Raw genomic sequence first — 19906 nt, forward strand, 5'->3', positions numbered from 1 at the left:
TATGATAACAGTTGTTGGTGGAACTTATCGAGAAATCGATTATGATGATATTTCAATCGAAATTTATGGCTCTGGTTTTCGCGCAACAAAATTTCTTCTAGAAAATGACTGCAAAGCACATTTTGAAACTGTAGGAAACAGTAATATCATTGGATATCTTAATGAAAATAAAAAAGTTTACAATGGGTTTACTTTTGAATGTAAAGAATGTGATGAAATAATAACATTTAAATATAGCTTTTCTCTAGACCAACCAGCTATATTTCCGCATTTGCTTACTATACAAAAAGCTGAGCAAATAAACATAAAGTCTGAAAATCTTATTGCCTTTGGTATGTTAGAAACAGATTTTACATTATCTGGAAATAAAGTTGTTTATGACCCACAAACCCCCATAAAACCTAAAAAATTTAGTGAATTTGGTAAAGCTGAAGAACTTGTATATATAGTTAATAAAAATGAAGCATCATCCATCGCTTTTTCTGAAGATATTGAAGAAATCAAAAACTACTTTTTTAATTCGGAACAAGCAAAAGCATTTATTATAAAAAATGGACCATTTGGAGCAACTTTATATTTGAAAGATAAGGAAGTAAAAATTCCTTCTTACATTACTAATAATGTAAATAAAATTGGTTCTGGTGATATATTCACGGCAAGCTTTGGCTATTATTGGATGATGAAAGGTTTATCATTAGAAGATTCAGCAATATATGCATCCCGATCGACAGCAATTTATTGTGATAAAAAAGTATATGTTGAAACATCAACCTTAGATGTTTTTAATTATCCAGAATTTAACAACCAAGCGTTTTCAGAAAAGCAAGTTTATTTAGCATCTCCATTTTTCTCAATTGCGGAACTTATCTTGATCGATAAGATACGTTCTGCTTTTTTATCTTTTGGAATTAAAGTTTTCTCACCATTTCATGATATTGGCTTAGGCGAAGATACAATTATAGCCAAAAAAGATCTAGAAGGTATCGAGAATTCTGATATAATTTTTTGTGTTTTAGATAACCTTGATTCAGGTACATTAATTGAATCTGGCTATTCATTGGCTAAAGGAAAAAAAATGATTGGATATCATAGAACTTGTGATGATAATAAGCTTTTAATGCTCAAACCAGCCAATATTCATTTTTATCAACATCTAACAACTGCAATCTATCAAACAATATGGAATCTATAAAAAAGGCGCTTTTATTATCGGGTGGAATTGATTCAATATGCTTAGCATATGATCTCAAGCCTGATATTGCTTATACAATTGATTATGGTCAAACAGTTGCTGAGAGAGAAATTTATGTTTCTGATTTTGTTTGTCAAAAATTAGGAATTCAACATAAAGTAATTAGAGTTGATTGTAGAAATCTAGGAACTGGTACTTTAGCAAATTCAGAAAATTTAAGTATTTCGCCTTCTGAAGAATGGTGGCCATTTAGAAATCAGTTATTAATTACTTTAGCTTCTATGCAAGGGATAAAAGATGGTATTTCTGAACTCTATTTGGCATCAGTAAAATCAGATAATTTTCATAAGGATGGGACGGAGGATTTTTATAAGTTATCCGATAAACTTGTCTCTTTTCAAGAAGGAAAAATTCGTGTATTATGTCCAACCTTGGATTTTTTTAGCCATGAGCTAGTAAATAAATTTAATGTCCCTTTGGAATTATTAAGTATTGCTCACTCTTGTCATATTTCAAATATTGCTTGTGGAAAGTGTTCCGGTTGCATAAAGCAACTTAAAGTTAGGTATGAAATTAATCTGGAATAAAAAAACATTGTACCATCAGTATTTACACGAGCGGGACGCTCGCGACTGCAAGGAAAAAAATAATAGTAATGGGCTGTTAGAATATGTAAATACTAATAAAACTTGATAAAATACTTTTAATCAAAAGACAAAATATGGCATTTCCAATAGAAAAAAAATTAGTCGTCGGTGTTTCATCCAATGCTCTTTTCAATCTTCAGATTGAAGATGAAATTTTTGATAAAAAAGGAATAATCGAATACAGAAAATATCAAAAAGAGAATAAATTGGTTTTACTTGAAAAAGGTCCAGCTTTTCCATTTATCAAAAGGTTCTTAGAAATTAACAAGCATTATCCCGAAGAGCAACCAGTTGAAGTTGTACTATTATCAAAAAATAGCCCCGAAACTGGAATAAGAATTTTCAACTCGATAAAACATTTTGAATTAGATATCTCCAGAGCTGCATTTACTTCTGGTAAATCACCATTTGAATATATACCTGCGTACAATATTTCATTATTTTTATCAACAAATGATTTAGATGTTCAGAATTCAATAAATGCTGGTTTTCCAGCAGGTAAATATATAAACAACAATGTCGAAGATTTTGACGAAGATATTGAATTAAGGGTTGCCTTTGATTTTGATGGGGTAATTGCAGATGATAACTCAGAGGCAGTCTATAAAGAAAGTAAAAATCTAAAAGATTTTCATGATTATGAATTAGCCCATATAACAGAACCTCACGAACCTGGCCCTTTAGCTGATTTTTTCAAAAAATTAGCATTTTTTCAAAAGTTAGAAACTAAAAAAGAAAACAATTCTACTGATTATAGAAAAATATTGAGGACAAGTATAATAACTGCAAGAAATGCACCTTCCCATGAAAGAGCAATTAACACTTTAACAAGTTGGGGAGTTACAGTTGACGAATTATTTTTAATGGGAGGGGTTGATAAAAGTAGAATTTTAAATGTCGTAAAGCCACACATTTACTTTGATGACCAATTAGTTCATCTCAATAAAGAAGCTACTAAAATACCATTAGTACATATTCCATTTGGAATTGCTAATAAATAAAAAATTTCACCTCCTTCGCTAACACGAGCGGAGAAACCTTAAAACAAACTTCAATTAAAAAACAAATCCTTATGAAACATTTTCTTTTACTTTCTTTTTTATTCGTTTTCAATATCAATTTTGCACAAGAAGCCAAAATAAAAAAGGAAAAATGGCATTGGAACAATGGTCCCAAACAAGATACGGTTATTGGTTATGCTCAGGTTTTAAAAGTCGACAATGTGCTTTACATTTCGGGTGCTGTAACAACGGAATTAACTCCGGCAGGAATCACAACTGTCTATAACGATTTAAAGGCTTCGCTAGCGAGTTATGGTGCCACATTTGCCAATGTGGTAAAAGAAAATCTATACACAACAGATATTGAGACCATGAAAAAGTACAACAATGTTAGAAAAAAATTCTACAATGGTGACTTTCCTGCGGCAACGTGGGTGCAAATCGTACAATTATACGTGCCAACCGCAAAATTAGAGGTCGAACTGGTTGCACATCTGCCTAAATAATTGGATTAGATTAGAGGTTTAGCGTCCCGCTCTTGAACACAAATAAAATTACCTAAAAAAGTCACGAGCATTCAATTATAAAATCTAATTGCAGAAAACATGAATAACGAGAATAACAAAAATGACCAAACCAAAACAAAAATTTTAAATGCTTTAGCGTGGGTTGCTGCGGCCTTAATTGCCTTGTTTTCTGCTTACATTTTTTATATAATGGCTCAAAGAGGTTACGAATCTAAAGTCTGGTTACCTATCGCGCAAAAGCATTTTCCAGTTGTTGTTGGATTACCTATGGCAGCGATTACTTCCCTTTTCATCGTTTTAGTTCTAGAGTATGTTTCTGGAAAAATAGAATTTGAGATACCGGGAGTAAAATTTAAAGGCGCAGCCGGACAAATTATATTTTGGATCATTTGCTTTCTAACAATAGTCTCGTCAATAAAATTGTTATGGGATTTAGAATAAAAAACTTATTCCCGCTGACACGAGTGAAATGCTCGCACCAGGAAAAGTCTATTTTTTTAAATTCTAAAAATCAAACAAAAACAACTCAAAATGAAAATCTTAAAAACCTTATTTATCTTAGCGTTCTTAACATTCTTATCCTGCAAAAAAGAAGACAAATCATTTGAAACTCCCGAAAAAGTGGCTGCCCACACATTCGAAGTTCTTAAAAATATCGATAAAAAAACTAACGAAGAATTCCTGCAAGAAGTAATGACCTATCAGGAGCTTAAAGATTTGGCCAATAACCCTAATGCTAAACTTGGTGAAATTGTAAAAAGCAAGTTCGAATCTGTATCACAGAAAGCGTTTACAGATACTTCAATAAGAGATTTTAATGATATTAAAGAAACTGGTAAAACTTATAATATTGACTGGAGTTCTATAACATTTTCTGAGTTTAAACATTTGGTTATTGAATTTGACAATATGAAAGGTTTGAGAGTAGAAACATATTTCAAAAATAAAGACGGTCAAATTTACTTTGTGAAATCACAATCATTTTATGACGGAAAAGGCTACAGAATCGTAAAATTAGCCGAAATAGTACCAAAAAGGTAATTGCCCCCCGCTGGCGAAAGCGTTCCGCTCGTGAACGCAAATAAAATAACCTAAAAAAGTCACGAGTAATCATAATGATCAGACTATTATAAAAACTAATCAATTCAGGACATGCACGAACAGAACGCTCGCGCCAGTGGATGGATTTTAATAAATTAAACTCATAAAAAAACATGGATTACAAAGAAGAATTAGCAAAGCAACTTGAAGAAATTTTCAAAAGACATGACGAAATTACAATCAATGACAACCTTTCACAGATTTGTAGAGAACTTGCTGGTTATACTGAGAAAATCAAAGATTGTTTATCCAAAGACCAAGATTTGTCAGAAGACGATAAAAAAAGAATTGAACAATTGGAAAAAGAATACAATACAAATATTGACAAATTTAAAAAACTTAAAGGTTTCTAATTTGTTCGAACAGCTATTTCTTACAGAGTAATTCCACTCACTGCTGCGAGCGTCGCTTGTAAACGCAAAAAATAACCTAAGAAATCACAAGTAATGATAATGATCCAACTATTTTAGAAATTGATCTTAATTAATTCAGGATATGCACGGGCCTGCAAGGAAAAAAAACAATCTTTGTGGGCAAGGCTTACAAATCCATATTATTGGAGGAAGCTATTCAAAGTTCATTTCTAAAAATTAAAAAATTCTATTTATTACCAAAATATGGCAACAATATTTTATTCATGGCAATCTGATTTGCCAAATGCTACCAACAGAACACTAATTCAAAAATGCCTTAAAGCTGCAGTATTAGCAATCAACAATCCTAATCTAGAAATAGAGATTAAAGTGGATCAAGACACACAAGGACTCTCTGGTTCTCCTGATATCGCTCAAAGTTTATTTGAAAAAATTGATAATTCAGAAATATTTGTTTGTGATATAAGTATCATTAATTTTGATCAAGGAAAAAGGAAAATACCAAATCCAAATGTTTTGATAGAGCTTGGATATGCAGCAAAAGCACTTGGTTGGGAAAATGTTATCTGTATTTACAATACCGCATTTGGAGCAATTGAAGATTTACCTTTTGATATAAAACAAAGAAGAATCCTTACCTACAGCCTTTCTGAAGGGGAAGACAAAAATTCTACAAAAAAAACGTTAGAAAACAGTTTAAAATCATCAATAAATCGAATTCTTGACGCTGGAGAGCCTAAATTAAAACGTGAACTCTCAACTATATTTAACGATATAAATCCAGACATAATTCAGTTGGTTAAAACTGGCAAAAAAGCTATTTCAATTAATGTAAATTTTCTCCATACTTCTGAATTACATAAACATATAAGAAACAAACATTTCAAAAAAGTAATTGAGATGACTCCTAATAGAAATACATTAGGTAATAACACTTGTTACAATGGAGGATTAAACGATATAGGGCCAGGACAATTAGATGGCTACGATTTTACCTTTAAGGGTGAATGGTAATAAATAAGAAAATAGTTTCACGAGCGGGACTTTCTCTCCAGCTGTCAAATTTATAATTCATTCAAAAAATTTAAGTAAAAAATATGATTAACGATTTAACATTAGACAGAGCATTGGCTTTTTTTAAAGCATTTAAAGGAGATGATATCGTATTTGATACTCCATATTGTGGAACTTACACTGATTTTTACTCTGAAATAGATAGTATCGGTATTTCAACTTTACGAGTAAAGGTTGACAAAAATTATATAAATCCAGATTGTGTTGATAAAGATAACCTGGCAGATATCCCTATTGGTTCAATTAGAAAAATATTAAATACCAATAATGTTCCTTTGGAATTACATGAAATAGATGGAAAAATACTTAGTTTACGAGCTTTTCTTTTAAAGAATAAAATATTTTTCAATCCTGCGGAGCAAGAAACTTTAGAGAAGTTGCTACAGAAGCTTGAATCATTTTATAGTCAAACTCTTCTCGAATCAGATAGATCTCCTGCTCCAAAAATTAATCGAAATAGATTTAGTGAGTTGTTTCTAGATTTATAGATTACGGTCTTGTTCTAAAACAGATCTACAAGAAAATTTTGTTGTGACAAAACTAAAAACAAATTCAACTTTGTCACACTTTCTGTAACAAAATAAAAATAAATTCAACTTTGTTACAACTACTGTAACAAAATGAAAATAAATTAAAATTTGTTACAGCTTTTGTGGCAAAACAAAAATAAAAATCAAATTTGCCACAAGAATATAATGTGCTTCTCCTAACTATCGCGAGCGTACAAATGATTGGCAATTAAAACAAAAATGCGCAAAAGTCTCCAAAAGACATTTGCGCATTCTTATTATAAAAATTCCTTATGTTAGTACGAGCTGAACGCTAGTGAACATAACGGGTAAAATATTATTCTTTTACAGACGACATAAATTTTCGTCCCATTCTCTCAGATGTTTTTTCGAGCTCATTACCTTTTGAGGAGTTTTTTACTGCCATTAAATGAAGTATTTCATTTCTGTAATTGAATTCGTCTAATAAATTTATTACAGACAGTTTCCTTTTCTTAGTATTAGCCAAATCATTAGACAACACATCCTCTAGAAATTTTATCATAAGAGAATTAATTTCCTCCTTATTTTCAATGGTGTGCGGATTTTTATATTCAGATCTTATAGTTCCAGACATAAGAACATCCGCCAAAACTTCAAAAATATCATTTGCATTTTTGAAATGTGATTTTTCATTATATTCTTTTACCAAATCCATATCAAACTTCTTCAAGTGTTATTCTAATCGTTTTATCTGCTTCTTCTGTAATGTCTATAACTTTAAATTTTGAACCTGACATAAATAGCACTTCCCTTTCATTTTCTCCATTGTCTATACCAAATTTAGCAATTTTTTCTATGTCTTTTCCTCTTTTAGAAAAAATTATGAATAATGGACTACTACTAAAACCCGAAGCTACAAATCTTGACTTACTGCACGATAAAAAGCTTTCTTCAATTATAATCGAATTACTTTTAAGAGCATCATAATATCTCTGTAATTTCGACTTATTAACTTTTATAGATCTGTAACAAAGCAATTTATAGTCCGGTAACTTGTTAAGAGCATAATTTAAATGTTTTCCAAATTCAGGTAAATCTTTCCCATCTCTTAAAGTTTCATTCAAAGATTCATAACCTATGTCAGAATAATTATAAATAATTGCTTTTTCAAATTCATTTAACTCACTTGTATTTTTGTGTCGATTAGAACTTAGAATTTCTTTTAGCTCTGCGGTCAAAAAAGTTTCAGCATATTTTTGTAAATCTTTCTCCATGACTTCTGAACAATGTTATAAAAACTGCTTTTCGAGACTATTACTTTTCTTTCAGTACTCTTTCTAAATACTCGATTTTTTCTTTTTCGGCTTTCACCAATTCTTTTTCAGCCAGTACCAAACGTTCGTAAAGTTCAACTACTTTATCTAAAGGGTTGAAAGTACATTCATTATTAAATGTTCCATTTCCAAAACTACTATTCGAAACTGTTTCATTAAAAGTATTGAAATAATTAAAAACCGCTTCTTCCGAAAAATTTTTAATCGCTTCTACAGTTACCCCCAGCGCCTTTGCCACTGCTATTAGTTTTTCGTCATCAATAGTCTCGCTGTTTTCCATAATTGAAACGGCCTGCTGGTTGGTTCCTAAAGCCTGTGCCAAAGCTTCCTGCTTCATGTCTTTCAGTTCACGAATACGGCTGATTTTTCGCCCTATGTGATTTGGTTTTGTTGCTGTACTCATAATTCAAAGATATTTAAAATTCTTTTAAAAAGTAATGATCTGTAAAAAACAGAATTGTTTCGGTAAGATACTGTTTTAACCACTTATTAAACGGTGATTAAAAATACGCTTTTTCTTACATGATTCACCAATGTGTTTTGTTTTTCTTGTACTAAAAATGCATCAACAAAATAAAGAACCAGCGGTACGGAACCTATAAAGACGGTAAATAGGTGTCGTTCCTATGGAACTTTGCAAAACGAAAATCCTTTTTTCAACGGATTAAAATCCGTTGCTACAAAATATTTCATTCCTAGCGGAATTAAAATTATGCATAAAAGACTGGCCTAAAACTCCTGTCTGTAAAGAAATTTAAAGACACATTATCAAGGTAAAGAGCCATAGGCTCGACTAATATTGTAGGGTTGGATTTTAATCCAATTTGAATATATGCGGTTACAAAAGAACCAGCGGTTCGAAACATATAAAAAACGATAAATATGTACCGTTCCTATGGAACTTTACAAAACGGAAATCCTTTTTTCAACGGATTAAAATCCGTTGCTACAAAATATTTCATTCCTAGCGGAATTAAAATTATGCATAAAAGACTGGCCTAAAACTCCTGCCTGCAAAGGAATTAAAAACACACCCAAATAAACGTAGAAATTTTCTTTCTTTTTAAACAAAATGTAAGTTTATTTTTATATATTTGAGTTCTTCGCAAAAACAAATTTACCAAGCTATATACCCCGATTTATGAACTATTAAAAGCCAATAATCATGGAAAAGCTATTTAAATGCGCCTTAGCGTTTGTTTTTCTTGCCTTGACAGGTTGCGAAAAAGATTCAAATGAACAACATGAAACCAAAACAGAATCAGCAGTTCCTTTTGAAAAGAAACTTCTAAATGCCAATGAACTTCCGGCTGACATTCAGCAATACATCAACACAGACGATGCAGAAAACAGCGCCAAGTCCGGTAACGTTGAAACTTTAAACGAGCCAATATTTATGATGCATGACATCGTAAGTATGACCGATGACAAAAACATCACCAATTACAGTATTAGTTTCTTTTATCCCGACACTCCGGAAAATGTGTATTACAATCTTGTTATAAATGTACTTCCAACAGGAGAAAGTAAAAAATACATCTTTAAATACATTTGTAACCCGGAGGATTTTGAAAATTTTAAAGCACACCGTTTTGATTTTAAATATTTCGATGGCATCACCGAGATAAGTCAGGTTAGTTATCCTACTACCCGAAAATTTACCTCGAAGTCCAGTGTGGGAGATGATCCATGTGCTAAAATCTTTGTTCCTTCACCTTCAGATCCAAAAAGCAATCCGGCCGCAGGTGGCGGAAGCGGTAATGGAGGAAATCTTCCGTCAGGAGGATTCAATACAAGCGTTCCGGGATACAACTCCCCTCCAAGCAGTGGCGGTTATAAAGGCGGCGGTGATGGCAGTTCCGGTCATGATCATTCTAACTGTTATGGCAGCAACGGACAATATTGGTATTATGCCGGTGATGTTCGTCCACCACATCCTCATACTTCAAAAAGCGCAGGACCTTGTCCTGAAGTAACTCCTCCAACCGGATATGTACCCGTAAATACAATGCCACTGATTAAAATTTTAGGCACCCAATTAAAACTATCTATAGCTCAAATCGCCTTTTTAAGAAATCGTCCTGACACTATGAATATCATAGGTAGTTATTTGAATTCAAATAATTTCTCTGATGAAGCTAAAAGCTTTTGTAATTGGGCAATAAATTATCTAATGCAGAACCCTAATGTAACGATACATCAATTTAAAAATTGGTTTATGGGGACTTCAGAAGGGCAAGATGGCGATTATGACGCTGCATATTGGGATAATCCTAATTTAGTATTTCCAAAACAAGAACTCCCTACATTCAGTAATTTTAAAAATGCATGCCCAAGCAGATATACTACTTCCGAGACTCTTTGTAATGATATTGGCGGAGATATTTTAAAAATGTATAATGCAGTAATAGCAAAAAATAATAAACTAAATACATGTGCTATCCGTATTTCAAGAGCCCTTAATTATTCAGGAGTAGTAGTCCCCTCATTGCCTGATAATCCCAATGGAACAAAAAATAGTGTTGTCGGAGCAGACGGAAAAAATTATATCATTAATGCAAAAACACTTAATTCATGGATGAAAAAAACCTTTGGTACTAATCCAACAAATTATGAGCATTATGATTTTACACAAGGTGGTAATAAAGGAATAAATTTTCCTAATTTGCTAAAAAATAAAAAAGGGATATACACAATGGTATCTAGACCAGAAATACAAAAAGCTTGGGGATCTGGTCATGCAGATTTGCTAGAAGATGGTCAATGCTTGTTAGATTGCCACTTTTACGATTCAAATAATCAATTTGTACCTGTAGATTATATAGATATCTGGACTTTAAATTAGTTAGTTATGAAAAAAATAATAATTATAGGAATTCTTTTTTGTATATTTTCATCATGTGAAACTTATAAGAGATCTAAATTTGAATATCAATTTGGCGAAAGGAAAGCCGAATGGATTAACATGTACAAAACAGAAGTGTTTTTTACATGTTTAAGAAAAAGCTATGAAAACCCAGCTATCTTTAACTTAATTGCAAAAGAAGACCTTCAAGTACCTTATGAGCCAATCCTATCAGAATATGATAAAATAAATTTATTAAGCACTAAAATAATAAAAGATATTCCGAAACCTATCTACCCAAATTGTGACGATTGTACTGAAAAAGAAAAGCAAGAGCAATTAAAGAAGAACTATTTTTGTGCAACCTGTCTAAACTACTATGCTAGTAGTGAATTAGATTCTATCGCTAAAAAAGCATATAAAAACTATCTAAAATCTGAAAGAAATATTCTTAAGAACTAAAACAGAATATAAAAACATCCCTATCAAGTATATAAATTTCAAATACTTTCTATATTTCCCGATCTATTAAAATTAGTTAGTGGTTACATGGTGGAGAATGAGAAAAAATATACGGTAGAGCCTAATAATACAAATAAGAAAATAAACTTAGGTAGAACTTTTTTAGGAGCGCGAAATTTATATAAATGGATGTTAAAAACTTTTCCAATTACTAATGTAAATAGCATAGTTTTAAAGCAGTCAGATGGAGGTATCAATGGGGCTAACTTCCGCAGTCTACTTGGTACAAACCAAGGAATTTACATTTTAATACCAAAGGATGCATCAAGTTCTGGTTTTGGAGCGTCAGGACATGCAGGTATTTATACTACACCAGATTTAACTCATTATTATTTTGGGGCCACTGGAGGAGTAGAATCAATTACATTATGGAAATTAAATTAATTAATTATGAAGAATATAAGTTTACTTTTTAGTCTCTTAGTTTTAGTGGCTTGTGGTGTTTCAAGTAATAAAAAACATATACAAGATTTTAAAAAAGATTTTAAATTTAATGCATATTGTAGTTGCCTATTAAAGGGATATAATGATAAAAATATAACCTCGCAGATCACACGTATTGATAAATCCTTCTACTCACCAATATTAAGCAGTATCTTTTCTGATGAATTTAAAAAAATTGGACTTGAAGAATCTAAAATCATGACAAACGATTCAATTAAATCTATCAACACTGTTTCCGAAGCAATGATTGGAAAGAAAATACAGTTACATTGCCTTAATTTTTACAACAGTAAAAAATTAGATTCAATAACAAAACTCAATTATAAAAAATGGAAGAATTTAAAAAATATTGATTCAATTGTCAATATAAATAATCCTGGATTATAAGCTAAATTATATCTATCTTAAAATATGACTAATTGCGAATTTGAAAAATTGTTATTACAAAAGGCTGTAATTTCTTTATAATAATAAGATCGATTCTTATTTCTAAATCATATAGATGTATGGATTTTAAACTAGTGTAGTAATATGAAAAATATAAAAATTCTTTTAATTTTATTTTACTTCTGTTCTTGCAGCACAAATACTTTTCCAAAATTTGATTATAATAAAAGTGATAATCCTTGGATTGATGCTTATAAGGACAATGTGTTTTTTTCGTGCTTAAAAGAAAGTTACAAAAATGATTCTATTTTCAAATTGATAGAAAAAAAAGATGTTCTAAATCCTTATGATGGTCTAAGTTTAGAAGACTTAGAAAAAACTAGGTGTTTAGGCATAAATCTAAGTACTAATATTCCCAAGCCAATTTTATGTGACAATTGTAAAGAGGGAAATAACTATTATATGGCTAATTGTCTCCACTACTATATTAGTAAAGAATTAGACTCTATTGCCAAAAAGGCTTATAAAAACTTTTTAAAATTTGAAAAAGATAATTCTAAGAACTAAAACAAATTATAAAGAATAATCCATTTCGAAGTATAATAAAATACGCTGTACGAAATCAAAAAACTTTGTGCAGCGTAAATTTTAATAATATTTTTAAGTCCTTGAAAACCACAAAGAGCAAAAAAAGCTCTAAATATCACCGACTCAAATATTCAGATCCAGCTTCGACAGCAACATAGCTTAGAACATTTTTTATACAAAATTACAAGAAGGAATGGCTGAATATGGAGGAACTATTAGCACATCTCCCCTCTGCTGGCGCGAGCGTCTTACTCGTGAACACATACAAAATAACCTAAAAAGAACCTTGCTCAATCAGGATTGTGGAAATTGATCCAAAAGTTGAATTACGGATTTCCGTAAAATAACTGAGTCATAAGAAGTTAGTTTTGGATAAATATTTAATTCTAAAACCAACTACCATGAGTAAAAAATCAATTAATGTTACAGACCTTTTCCTGGCAATACTTGCCTTTTTATTAATCAGTGTCAGTTTTTATCAAACCTGGCTTGGATTAGATCAAATTTTTGGTCCGGCATCTTTTATAATCGCTTTGGTCCTATCGCTTTTACTATTGTTTTTAGTTTGGATGATCCGATCTGCAAAAGCAAATGGTAAATCAACTTCCAGCTATGTGGGTATTTACATCTTCATAGCCTCGTTTTGTTTCATTGCCAATTTTAATGCTTTGTATACCAGATTTATGAAAACGGACATTTATACTACCGAATTGAGAGATATCAACGAACGTTTCAATAATTTGGAAGCCGACATTCAGTCCAAATTAAGTTATAAATACAATCGGGAGACTTCGCAAAACATTGAAATCAAGAAAAAACAAATGATGGAGCAAATTAAAGATCCCGGAAATAAAGGAATTGGAACAAGAGCACAAACCTTAATAAGAGATATAGAAGGATTAACAGGACAAAATGTTGATCTTCTGACTCCTGTTGCCAATGATTATGATGATTTGGCAGAACGAATGGGTCGCCAGATCGACAATATGATTTCTGATCTTTCTCCGGAAGAAAAAGCTTTAAAAACGGATGTAAACAATGCCGCCCTAAAATGGAATAAAAGGATTCAGGATTTATTACTGCTTTCTAAAAAAGAAAAGGATGATATCTCTCAAGGCTTAATTGATGAATCATTGGCCGAGTACAATAAACTGGGAAATCGCGCTCATACCGTGCTGGGCGATACTAAATTTAAGTTTACACCTGAAATTTCAAAAACACAAGATGTTGGAAAAATAGGTTTTGCTTTTGACCACGCCATTAAAAACTTTGGAATGTATCAATTTGTGGTATTAATGGGTTGTATTTTATTAGATTTTGTTATTGTTATCATAGTCTTATTAGCGACTACAAGCAATGAAAACAGCAACAATAGTTCGAGTGTCTTTAGTGGAAACAAAAGAAGTGGTAAAGTATTAATTGCAAAAAACTAAACTGAAATGAGCAGCGAGATCAAAAATCTAAAACCATTGTCTTTTGATGACGAAAAATTGAAACCTATTTCATTTGAAACAAAAAATGAAGTAAAACCTAACTTTGTTCCATTGGCAAATGCAAATACAAATGATATTAAAAATAAAGACAGCAATTTTGTTTTCTTTTTTGGTGTTGGAGAATCTGGTAAATCAGTTATTCTGTCTTCAATGCTTTACTATTTAAGTTCGCATGCCGGGGTTTTGCGTCCAAAACTAGGAACTCCCAATTCAAAAGAAGCGCAGGTTTTATTGTCTGATTTTTTTGAAAACATCAGACAAGGAATCTTACCAAACAGAACAACCCGCGATCAGGTAACCCGATTAGATTTAATATTTGAACCTAATAATAAATCTAAAAAAGTGCCCTCTATCAATTTAACTTTTTTAGAAACTTCCGGAGAGAATCACAAAGATATCAGCAAAGGCGGCACATATCACAGTAGCATCGAAGCTTATTTGAATGCAAACATACCGCTTACTTTTATCATTGTAACCAGTTTTGACAATGCACATCTGGAAGATACTTTAATAAATGAATTTCTTGATGAACTGGAAAGAAAAGGGAAAAATTTAAAATCAATAAATGTGATTTTAGTGATTTCTAAATGGGACAAATCAGGCCGAACAGACGTATCTAATGAAAATGAATTAGAAAATTTCATTAACGAAAGACTTCCCAGAACCAATAACCGAATAAATTCATATGAATTAAATAAAACCTATTTCACCATTGGCAGCATAGAAAACAACGGAAACGGAGAAAGGATAACACTATTAAATTTAGCGCAGGCAGAAGTCTTGTCTAATTGGCTTTACGAAAGTATTATAGGATATTCGTTAGATTATGAAGGCACTTTCTGGGAACGTTTAAAATTTAGCTTCTAAAACAAATGACACAAAACATATACTTGTTGGCCTTTGGTACATTTGGAAATCCGTACGGCTTCAGACAGACATTTTTTAAAATGGGAAATGAAAATGTTGCAAAATCAATCAAAACGTTTGATTTAAATACAAATGCAATAAAACTATTTGAGAACAGCTCCTTATACGCTATACGCAAAGAGTCGGCAAATGGATTAAACTCAATTTCATATTCAAAATATTCGTTTGCAAAAGAGAAGAATTCCGATAGAGGAGGAACTTTTATAGGAGCAAGTATTCTTTTTACAAATGAAATTGCAGAAGAAAATGTTACTATCAATAAATTAAATGAATTTCATAAAATACTAGTTAGTAAAAACATTGAAGACAAAACCCTGATGGTTAATCATTCGGATAATTTTACTGTAGATCTGCCTCAAGACTATGATAAACTTAGTTATAATCTTAAAAGTTTTAACGAACCATCCAGCTTTTATGTGTCAAATTCTAATCTGGTTGTGTACTCTAAAATAAATATTGATAAACTACAGCATAACTTTAAAAAGTCTTTAGAGCTATTAAACCGTTTTGATACCATATTTTTTACGGATAATGAAGAAATTGCAAACTTCAGTCACAGCAAAGGTCTCTACAGAACGACTAACGAAGAAGGATTTGATAATGAAATACAAATTGCAAAAGAAGAAAAAAAGAAACAATTACAGTTAATTCTAAATGATTACGAAAAAGAAATTTCTGAACTCGAAGAAAACAAGATAATCTCTATCAAGAAGCTTAAAGAAAGTATCGAACAAAATGTGCGATTACACCAGGAAAACGGCAGAAAAATTGAAGAATCTAAAAAACAGATTACTGCTACTGAAAATAAATACGCTGAGTTTTCAAAAAAAATAAGAGAGGCTATAAATTTCATCAAATCGAATAGGAAAATTGACGAAGTAAAATCATTTCATCAGGAAAACAAACGTGAGTTTCTCAACTTTATTAATGAAAATACTAAACCGCAATATTTGAATCAATTGAATAATGTACAGCCAAAAACCAACATAACAACCCAATACGCGTCAGGCTATGATTTTCTGCAACCGAATGATACATTTCAAACGAGACGATCAGAAAAGACAAGGAAAACGTATAAAATTTTCAAACCGCTGTCTATTTTGTTTTTCACTTTATGGATTTTAACCTTGCTTTATTTTTTATTTTCTGTCGAAATTTTAGAAATGCTAAGAATGAATTAATCTATAAATCTTGTTTTACTTTTTTCTTGTGCCAAAAATTACATTATAACAATAAAGAACCAAAAAAGACAACGAACAGTTCAGAACCTATAAAAACGGCAAATAGGTGTCATTCCTACGGAACTTTTAGAAACAACCTTTTTCTTTTCAACGGATTAAAATCCGTTGCTACACCGTATTTCATTTCTACGGAATTAAAGCATGCAACTTCTCATGATTTTTTTAATAAGAAATTATAGAGATAATGATTAAACTGTTTTGCTTATTGACATTAATTTATATTCTTTGCATACACAATCGGGATGCTGAAACCAAAGCTGTCAGTAGGATTTCCGCATTTTAAATCCTATAGTAAACAGTTAATACCATCAATAAAATAAACATGAAAAAACATTTTTTAACCAGCCTAGCATTATTTAGTTTCATTTTGACAGCTAATGCACAATGGAGCGGAACAACCTTTATTTATACAGATCTTTCTGTGGGTATTGGAACAAGTTCTGTCACTTCTCCTTTAACGATTAGCAAACCGACATGGAATTTAATCCCTACCGTTGAAATAAAACACATTTCCGGGAATTTTGGTTGCGACGGCTGTTTAAATGTAGCGCAAAAAATTTCAGTTTTAGACGATCAGGGAATTAATAAAAGTAATATTGGCCTTTGGGTAACTGCTAAAAATGCAGCAAATAATTATGCAGCAATATTCGAAAATGGATATGTTGGCATCGGGACAACTACCCCTACTGCAAAACTGCACATAAACAACGGTGCCAATACCGATGCCGCTGTATTAGCAACCAGTTCAGAAGATAATAAATTGGTAGTTAGTAGTGGTGTAACCCAACCTATAAACGTACCAACCTTTACAATAACTCAAGAGTTCGCAAACAATCGAAATAATGGCTATATAAGTTTTCATAGAGGGCATTCTGTACATGGTGGCTTTTTAACATTTGGGGCTTCCGGAAAGGAGAGGCTTCGAATAGACAGTGATGGGAATATAGGAATTGGAATAGCATCTCCTCTATATAAATTGGATGTTTGCGGAACAATAAGAGCAAGAGAAGTAAAAGTTGATTTACAAGGAACCTGCATCCCTGACTTTGTATTCAAAAAAGAGTACAAATTAATGACTTTAAACGAACTTGAAAAATTTGTAACAACCAACCATCATCTTCCTGAAATTGCACCTGAAAAGGAAATGCTTGAAAATGGACTCAATATGAAAGATTTTCAAATGAAATTGTTACAGAAAATGGAAGAAATGACGCTCTATATTATCGACCAAAATAAAAAGAATGAGAAGCAGGAACAAGAAATAAAATTACTCAAAGCCGAAATTAAGAAAATAAAATCAGCTAAAAAGTAAGACTCCTTATTCAGCAACTCTATTTCCGGCTCTGCGAAGCCTTAATTTTTCAAAGCCATGTGACTTCGTAAAGTAAATATAAACTCGTAGCCTTCGAACAACATAATTTTAATCCAATTTAAATAGGTACGTTTATAAAAAAAATCAGCGGTTCGGCACCTGTAAAGATGATAAATAGGCGTCGCTCCTATGGAACTTTGGAAACCCAAAATCTTTTCTTCAACGAATTAAAATCTGTTGCTTCAAATGAATCATTACTAGCGGAATTAAATTGATACGACAGCGAGAGCGCGATGCACACATTGTAAGAGAAAAAACCTAAATAGATGGAAAAACATTCTCATTCTGGAATAATTTTTGTCTAACCAATTGAATTATCAATTTAAAATAACCATGGAAAATAAAATAACTGTACCAAAACCCTGTAATGAAAACTGGAACTCAATGTCACCCAATAAAAATGGTAGATTTTGTGGTTCGTGTAGTAAAACTGTAGTTGATTTTACAAAAATGAATACTACCGAAATTCAGAACTATTTTATTGAAAATTCGGGTAAAGAAAATATCTGTGGCTATTTTAAATCTACTCAAATAGAAACTGAAAAAAATACGAAATATGATCATTTAAAAAATCGATTTAACCGAATTAGAATCAAACCCATTAAAAAAATGGCTTTATTTTCTTTGAGTTTAGTTTTCTCCCTAACCAGTTGTATGGGAAAAGCTATGGTAAATGGTGAAACTGCCGTAATCGATAATGACACAATAAATGAAACCAAAGTAACTAAGCCGGAAGATACCATAAAACCAAAAGATTCTATAAAAACCGAAAACATTCGGTTAAAAGAAAAAAATACATCATCAAGGTAAAGAGCCATAGGCTCGGCCAATATTGTAGATTGGATTTTAATCCAATCTATAATATATTTGTTTACAAATAATCTAGATTTTATGAAAAAAGTATATATTTTTCTTTTACTTGGCTTTCTATCTATTAAATGCCATTCACAAGAATCGAATTGTGAAAAATTTAAAACTGGAAAATTTCTTTATACAAGCGAAGGACTTCCGGATACATTTATAACTCGAACCGAAACAACCCAAATTGAGACTATTAAAGAATCGAAAGACGAAATTCAAGGTAAAATTATCTGGAAATCAAACTGCAATTATGAATTTACCTTTACAAAATGTCAGAGACCTTATTTTTTAGGAAAAACTATAGCTGTCGAAATATTTGAGATAAATGGTAATACCTCTAAAGGAAAAGCTTTGTTTGAAGGAATGACTCTCGATTTCAAAATAGAAAAATTGAATTAATACTCTTTGCGCTTCTTTCTAAAAATCAAGCAACAGCACATTCCATATTTTTTTGCTCAACGATCTGCATGTCAATTATTTTTTGAGCAACTGTACCTCTTTCGAATAAACGAATGAATTTGAAAACGGCACTCACAAAATATCCTGGGTTTGAAACCAAGCGGGCGATTTCTGTTATTCTCACATCTCTTTCATGCGTACAAGCCACTCTTTTATCCTCGGGAACCGCTACAAATTCATTGGCAAATTTCCAGGCACCGTCTCTGGCGGTTTCCATACTAAAGTCAATAAAAAAGGTATCTGCTTTGCCTGTTAATTTTAATATCCAGGTAAGCGTTGGCCAAATTTTAATCAAACACTTTTCTACGCTTCCTACGAGACTGCTTAAAATGGTATTTATTTTATCGAAATCAGCTTTTAAACTTCCTATATCTTCAGCCGTACTGATCTCTGCAGCGGCTATACCTAAGTCCAGGTTGATATGAGCATTCATTCCGAGTAATAGATGCTGCAGTACTATTGGCCAAAACTTTTCGGCTTGTTCAAAGGCAAAACCCCAACATTCCGATGGTTTTTCTTTGGCTTTATATTCGTAATAGGCTTTTAAATACCGATTGGCAAAAATGACATCCAATTTTTCCATTCGCTCCCCATTTTGAAAGGCTCCATTTTGAATACCTTCTTTTACCTTCACTGTCACTTCACGGTATAGTGTTGCAAATAAACCTATATTACTCTGTTCTATTTTTGATAACTCGATTATTTCATCTAATAGCTGAATGACTTCACCTATAGTTGCAGCTTGTTTCACACTCATGGTAGTTGACTTTGGTTGAATTAGTTACGAGCGAATATAATTATTTTAATCGTTAAAAAAAGGAATATTTTGAAGTATTATCTTGTTATTTATTCTGTTTTACTTTAAAAACCAATCCACTAACTAAATGAATACTTCTTCGCTCGAAATGACTCATCCAATTCAGCCGTCGACAAAAGTATTTCACTCTGCAAAGTCTTTCTCTTAAAATATAATTCTCCTTCTTGAATCCACAAATCTTTAGTACAAATTCATTTTCAAAAATTCTA

General features: G+C 31.6%; 24 protein-coding genes. 20 read left to right on the forward strand and 4 right to left on the reverse strand.

Annotation, left to right across the window (positions count from 1 at the left end):
* Position 1: 1 nt before the first annotated feature.
* The 9 genes from BHE19_RS09665 to BHE19_RS09705 all read left to right on the forward strand — a co-directional run bounded on the left by BHE19_RS09665 (position 2) and on the right by BHE19_RS09705 (position 6404).
* Positions 2-1192 (forward strand): PfkB family carbohydrate kinase, encoded by a 1191-nt coding sequence (locus BHE19_RS09665; RefSeq protein WP_070906930.1) that lies wholly within the window; start codon positions 2-4, stop codon positions 1190-1192.
* On the forward strand, positions 1180-1779 hold the full coding sequence (locus BHE19_RS09670; RefSeq protein WP_207544115.1) for a 7-cyano-7-deazaguanine synthase: 600 nt from the start codon (positions 1180-1182) through the stop codon (positions 1777-1779). Before BHE19_RS09665 ends, BHE19_RS09670 begins: the two co-directional genes overlap by 13 nt.
* Before the next feature lie 134 nt (positions 1780-1913).
* A complete protein-coding gene (locus tag BHE19_RS09675) occupies positions 1914-2840 on the forward strand; it encodes a 5'-nucleotidase (protein ID WP_070906931.1) in 927 nt (308 codons plus the stop codon).
* 71 nt (positions 2841-2911) lie between these two features.
* Positions 2912-3346, forward strand: coding sequence for a RidA family protein (locus tag BHE19_RS09680; protein ID WP_070906932.1), 435 nt, complete (start codon positions 2912-2914; stop codon positions 3344-3346).
* A 99-nt stretch (positions 3347-3445) separates the two neighbouring features.
* Entirely contained in the window at positions 3446-3808 is a 363-nt protein-coding gene (locus BHE19_RS09685) for a hypothetical protein (RefSeq protein WP_070906933.1), read from the forward strand.
* A 90-nt stretch (positions 3809-3898) separates the two neighbouring features.
* Positions 3899-4408, forward strand: coding sequence for a hypothetical protein (locus tag BHE19_RS09690; RefSeq protein ID WP_070906934.1), 510 nt, complete (start codon positions 3899-3901; stop codon positions 4406-4408).
* A gap of 173 nt (positions 4409-4581) precedes the next feature.
* Positions 4582-4821: a hypothetical protein gene (locus BHE19_RS09695; protein WP_070906935.1), complete on the forward strand. Its 240-nt coding sequence runs from the start codon at positions 4582-4584 to the stop codon at positions 4819-4821.
* Between the two features lie 264 nt (positions 4822-5085).
* On the forward strand, positions 5086-5856 hold the full coding sequence (locus tag BHE19_RS09700) for a hypothetical protein (protein ID WP_070906936.1): 771 nt from the start codon (positions 5086-5088) through the stop codon (positions 5854-5856).
* A gap of 83 nt (positions 5857-5939) precedes the next feature.
* Positions 5940-6404, forward strand: coding sequence for a hypothetical protein (locus tag BHE19_RS09705; protein WP_070906937.1), 465 nt, complete (start codon positions 5940-5942; stop codon positions 6402-6404).
* 358 nt (positions 6405-6762) lie between these two features.
* Here BHE19_RS09705 and BHE19_RS09710 read toward each other — a convergent pair whose 3' ends face one another.
* From BHE19_RS09710 to BHE19_RS09720, 3 genes are read right to left on the reverse strand one after another with little or no spacing between them, the layout of a single operon-like run.
* Positions 6763-7137: a hypothetical protein gene (locus BHE19_RS09710; protein WP_123923496.1), complete on the reverse strand. Its 375-nt coding sequence runs from the start codon at positions 7135-7137 to the stop codon at positions 6763-6765.
* A complete protein-coding gene (locus BHE19_RS09715; protein WP_070906939.1) occupies positions 7124-7681 on the reverse strand; it encodes an ADP-ribosyltransferase in 558 nt (185 codons plus the stop codon). The genes BHE19_RS09710 and BHE19_RS09715 overlap by 14 nt, the downstream gene beginning before the upstream one ends.
* Positions 7682-7721: 40 nt before the next feature.
* Positions 7722-8144 (reverse strand): helix-turn-helix domain-containing protein, encoded by a 423-nt coding sequence (locus tag BHE19_RS09720; RefSeq protein WP_070906940.1) that lies wholly within the window; start codon positions 8142-8144, stop codon positions 7722-7724.
* Positions 8145-8906: 762 nt separating this feature from the next.
* On the opposite strand from BHE19_RS09720, the gene BHE19_RS09725 reads away from it, so the two are divergent.
* The 11 genes from BHE19_RS09725 to BHE19_RS09775 all read left to right on the forward strand — a co-directional run bounded on the left by BHE19_RS09725 (position 8907) and on the right by BHE19_RS09775 (position 18820).
* Complete coding sequence (locus BHE19_RS09725) at positions 8907-10586, forward strand: T6SS effector amidase Tae4 family protein (RefSeq protein ID WP_070906941.1); 1680 nt, start codon at positions 8907-8909, stop codon at positions 10584-10586.
* 6 nt (positions 10587-10592) lie between these two features.
* Positions 10593-11048, forward strand: a complete 456-nt coding sequence (locus BHE19_RS09730; protein WP_070906942.1) for a hypothetical protein — start codon at positions 10593-10595, stop codon at positions 11046-11048.
* 87 nt (positions 11049-11135) lie between these two features.
* Positions 11136-11492: a hypothetical protein gene (locus tag BHE19_RS09735; RefSeq protein ID WP_070906943.1), complete on the forward strand. Its 357-nt coding sequence runs from the start codon at positions 11136-11138 to the stop codon at positions 11490-11492.
* A 6-nt stretch (positions 11493-11498) separates the two neighbouring features.
* Positions 11499-11939 (forward strand): hypothetical protein, encoded by a 441-nt coding sequence (locus BHE19_RS09740; protein WP_123923498.1) that lies wholly within the window; start codon positions 11499-11501, stop codon positions 11937-11939.
* 144 nt (positions 11940-12083) lie between these two features.
* The gene (locus BHE19_RS09745; RefSeq protein WP_070906945.1) at positions 12084-12506 is read left to right on the forward strand and encodes a hypothetical protein; all 423 of its coding nucleotides are present in this window, start codon (positions 12084-12086) and stop codon (positions 12504-12506) included.
* Positions 12507-12928: 422 nt separating this feature from the next.
* Positions 12929-13960, forward strand: coding sequence for a hypothetical protein (locus BHE19_RS09750; protein WP_017498181.1), 1032 nt, complete (start codon positions 12929-12931; stop codon positions 13958-13960).
* Between the two features lie 6 nt (positions 13961-13966).
* Complete coding sequence (locus tag BHE19_RS09755) at positions 13967-14887, forward strand: hypothetical protein (protein WP_070906946.1); 921 nt, start codon at positions 13967-13969, stop codon at positions 14885-14887.
* Between the two features lie 5 nt (positions 14888-14892).
* The gene (locus BHE19_RS09760) at positions 14893-16128 is read left to right on the forward strand and encodes a hypothetical protein (RefSeq protein ID WP_070906947.1); all 1236 of its coding nucleotides are present in this window, start codon (positions 14893-14895) and stop codon (positions 16126-16128) included.
* A gap of 382 nt (positions 16129-16510) precedes the next feature.
* Positions 16511-17500: a hypothetical protein gene (locus BHE19_RS09765; RefSeq protein WP_070906948.1), complete on the forward strand. Its 990-nt coding sequence runs from the start codon at positions 16511-16513 to the stop codon at positions 17498-17500.
* Positions 17501-17893: 393 nt separating this feature from the next.
* Positions 17894-18370, forward strand: coding sequence for a hypothetical protein (locus tag BHE19_RS09770; RefSeq protein ID WP_070906949.1), 477 nt, complete (start codon positions 17894-17896; stop codon positions 18368-18370).
* Positions 18371-18451: 81 nt separating this feature from the next.
* Positions 18452-18820 (forward strand): hypothetical protein, encoded by a 369-nt coding sequence (locus BHE19_RS09775; RefSeq protein WP_070906950.1) that lies wholly within the window; start codon positions 18452-18454, stop codon positions 18818-18820.
* Positions 18821-18845: 25 nt separating this feature from the next.
* Here the strand turns inward: BHE19_RS09775 and BHE19_RS09780 are convergent, their stop codons facing one another.
* The gene (locus BHE19_RS09780) at positions 18846-19637 is read right to left on the reverse strand and encodes a DUF5995 family protein (RefSeq protein ID WP_070906951.1); all 792 of its coding nucleotides are present in this window, start codon (positions 19635-19637) and stop codon (positions 18846-18848) included.
* Positions 19638-19906: the final 269 nt, after the last annotated feature.

It is taken from the genome of Flavobacterium tructae (genome assembly GCF_001853485.1).
Taxonomy (GTDB): Bacteria; Bacteroidota; Bacteroidia; order Flavobacteriales; family Flavobacteriaceae; genus Flavobacterium; species Flavobacterium tructae.

What these genes read in the sequence shown, in the direction of transcription:
- BHE19_RS09665 (WP_070906930.1), top strand. Translation starts at nt 2, where the DNA reads ATGATAACAGTTGTTGGTGGAACTTATCGAGAAATCGATTATGATGAT.
- BHE19_RS09670 (WP_207544115.1), top strand. Translation starts at nt 1,180, where the DNA reads ATGGAATCTATAAAAAAGGCGCTTTTATTATCGGGTGGAATTGATTCA.
- BHE19_RS09675 (WP_070906931.1), top strand. Translation starts at nt 1,914, where the DNA reads ATGGCATTTCCAATAGAAAAAAAATTAGTCGTCGGTGTTTCATCCAAT.
- BHE19_RS09680 (WP_070906932.1), top strand. Translation starts at nt 2,912, where the DNA reads ATGAAACATTTTCTTTTACTTTCTTTTTTATTCGTTTTCAATATCAAT.
- BHE19_RS09685 (WP_070906933.1), top strand. Translation starts at nt 3,446, where the DNA reads ATGAATAACGAGAATAACAAAAATGACCAAACCAAAACAAAAATTTTA.
- BHE19_RS09690 (WP_070906934.1), top strand. Translation starts at nt 3,899, where the DNA reads ATGAAAATCTTAAAAACCTTATTTATCTTAGCGTTCTTAACATTCTTA.
- BHE19_RS09695 (WP_070906935.1), top strand. Translation starts at nt 4,582, where the DNA reads ATGGATTACAAAGAAGAATTAGCAAAGCAACTTGAAGAAATTTTCAAA.
- BHE19_RS09700 (WP_070906936.1), top strand. Translation starts at nt 5,086, where the DNA reads ATGGCAACAATATTTTATTCATGGCAATCTGATTTGCCAAATGCTACC.
- BHE19_RS09705 (WP_070906937.1), top strand. Translation starts at nt 5,940, where the DNA reads ATGATTAACGATTTAACATTAGACAGAGCATTGGCTTTTTTTAAAGCA.
- BHE19_RS09715 (WP_070906939.1), bottom strand. Translation starts at nt 7,681, where the DNA reads ATGGAGAAAGATTTACAAAAATATGCTGAAACTTTTTTGACCGCAGAG.
- BHE19_RS09720 (WP_070906940.1), bottom strand. Translation starts at nt 8,144, where the DNA reads ATGAGTACAGCAACAAAACCAAATCACATAGGGCGAAAAATCAGCCGT.
- BHE19_RS09725 (WP_070906941.1), top strand. Translation starts at nt 8,907, where the DNA reads ATGGAAAAGCTATTTAAATGCGCCTTAGCGTTTGTTTTTCTTGCCTTG.
- BHE19_RS09730 (WP_070906942.1), top strand. Translation starts at nt 10,593, where the DNA reads ATGAAAAAAATAATAATTATAGGAATTCTTTTTTGTATATTTTCATCA.
- BHE19_RS09735 (WP_070906943.1), top strand. Translation starts at nt 11,136, where the DNA reads ATGGTGGAGAATGAGAAAAAATATACGGTAGAGCCTAATAATACAAAT.
- BHE19_RS09740 (WP_123923498.1), top strand. Translation starts at nt 11,499, where the DNA reads ATGAAGAATATAAGTTTACTTTTTAGTCTCTTAGTTTTAGTGGCTTGT.
- BHE19_RS09745 (WP_070906945.1), top strand. Translation starts at nt 12,084, where the DNA reads ATGAAAAATATAAAAATTCTTTTAATTTTATTTTACTTCTGTTCTTGC.
- BHE19_RS09750 (WP_017498181.1), top strand. Translation starts at nt 12,929, where the DNA reads ATGAGTAAAAAATCAATTAATGTTACAGACCTTTTCCTGGCAATACTT.
- BHE19_RS09755 (WP_070906946.1), top strand. Translation starts at nt 13,967, where the DNA reads ATGAGCAGCGAGATCAAAAATCTAAAACCATTGTCTTTTGATGACGAA.
- BHE19_RS09760 (WP_070906947.1), top strand. Translation starts at nt 14,893, where the DNA reads ATGACACAAAACATATACTTGTTGGCCTTTGGTACATTTGGAAATCCG.
- BHE19_RS09765 (WP_070906948.1), top strand. Translation starts at nt 16,511, where the DNA reads ATGAAAAAACATTTTTTAACCAGCCTAGCATTATTTAGTTTCATTTTG.
- BHE19_RS09770 (WP_070906949.1), top strand. Translation starts at nt 17,894, where the DNA reads ATGGAAAATAAAATAACTGTACCAAAACCCTGTAATGAAAACTGGAAC.
- BHE19_RS09775 (WP_070906950.1), top strand. Translation starts at nt 18,452, where the DNA reads ATGAAAAAAGTATATATTTTTCTTTTACTTGGCTTTCTATCTATTAAA.
- BHE19_RS09780 (WP_070906951.1), bottom strand. Translation starts at nt 19,637, where the DNA reads ATGAGTGTGAAACAAGCTGCAACTATAGGTGAAGTCATTCAGCTATTA.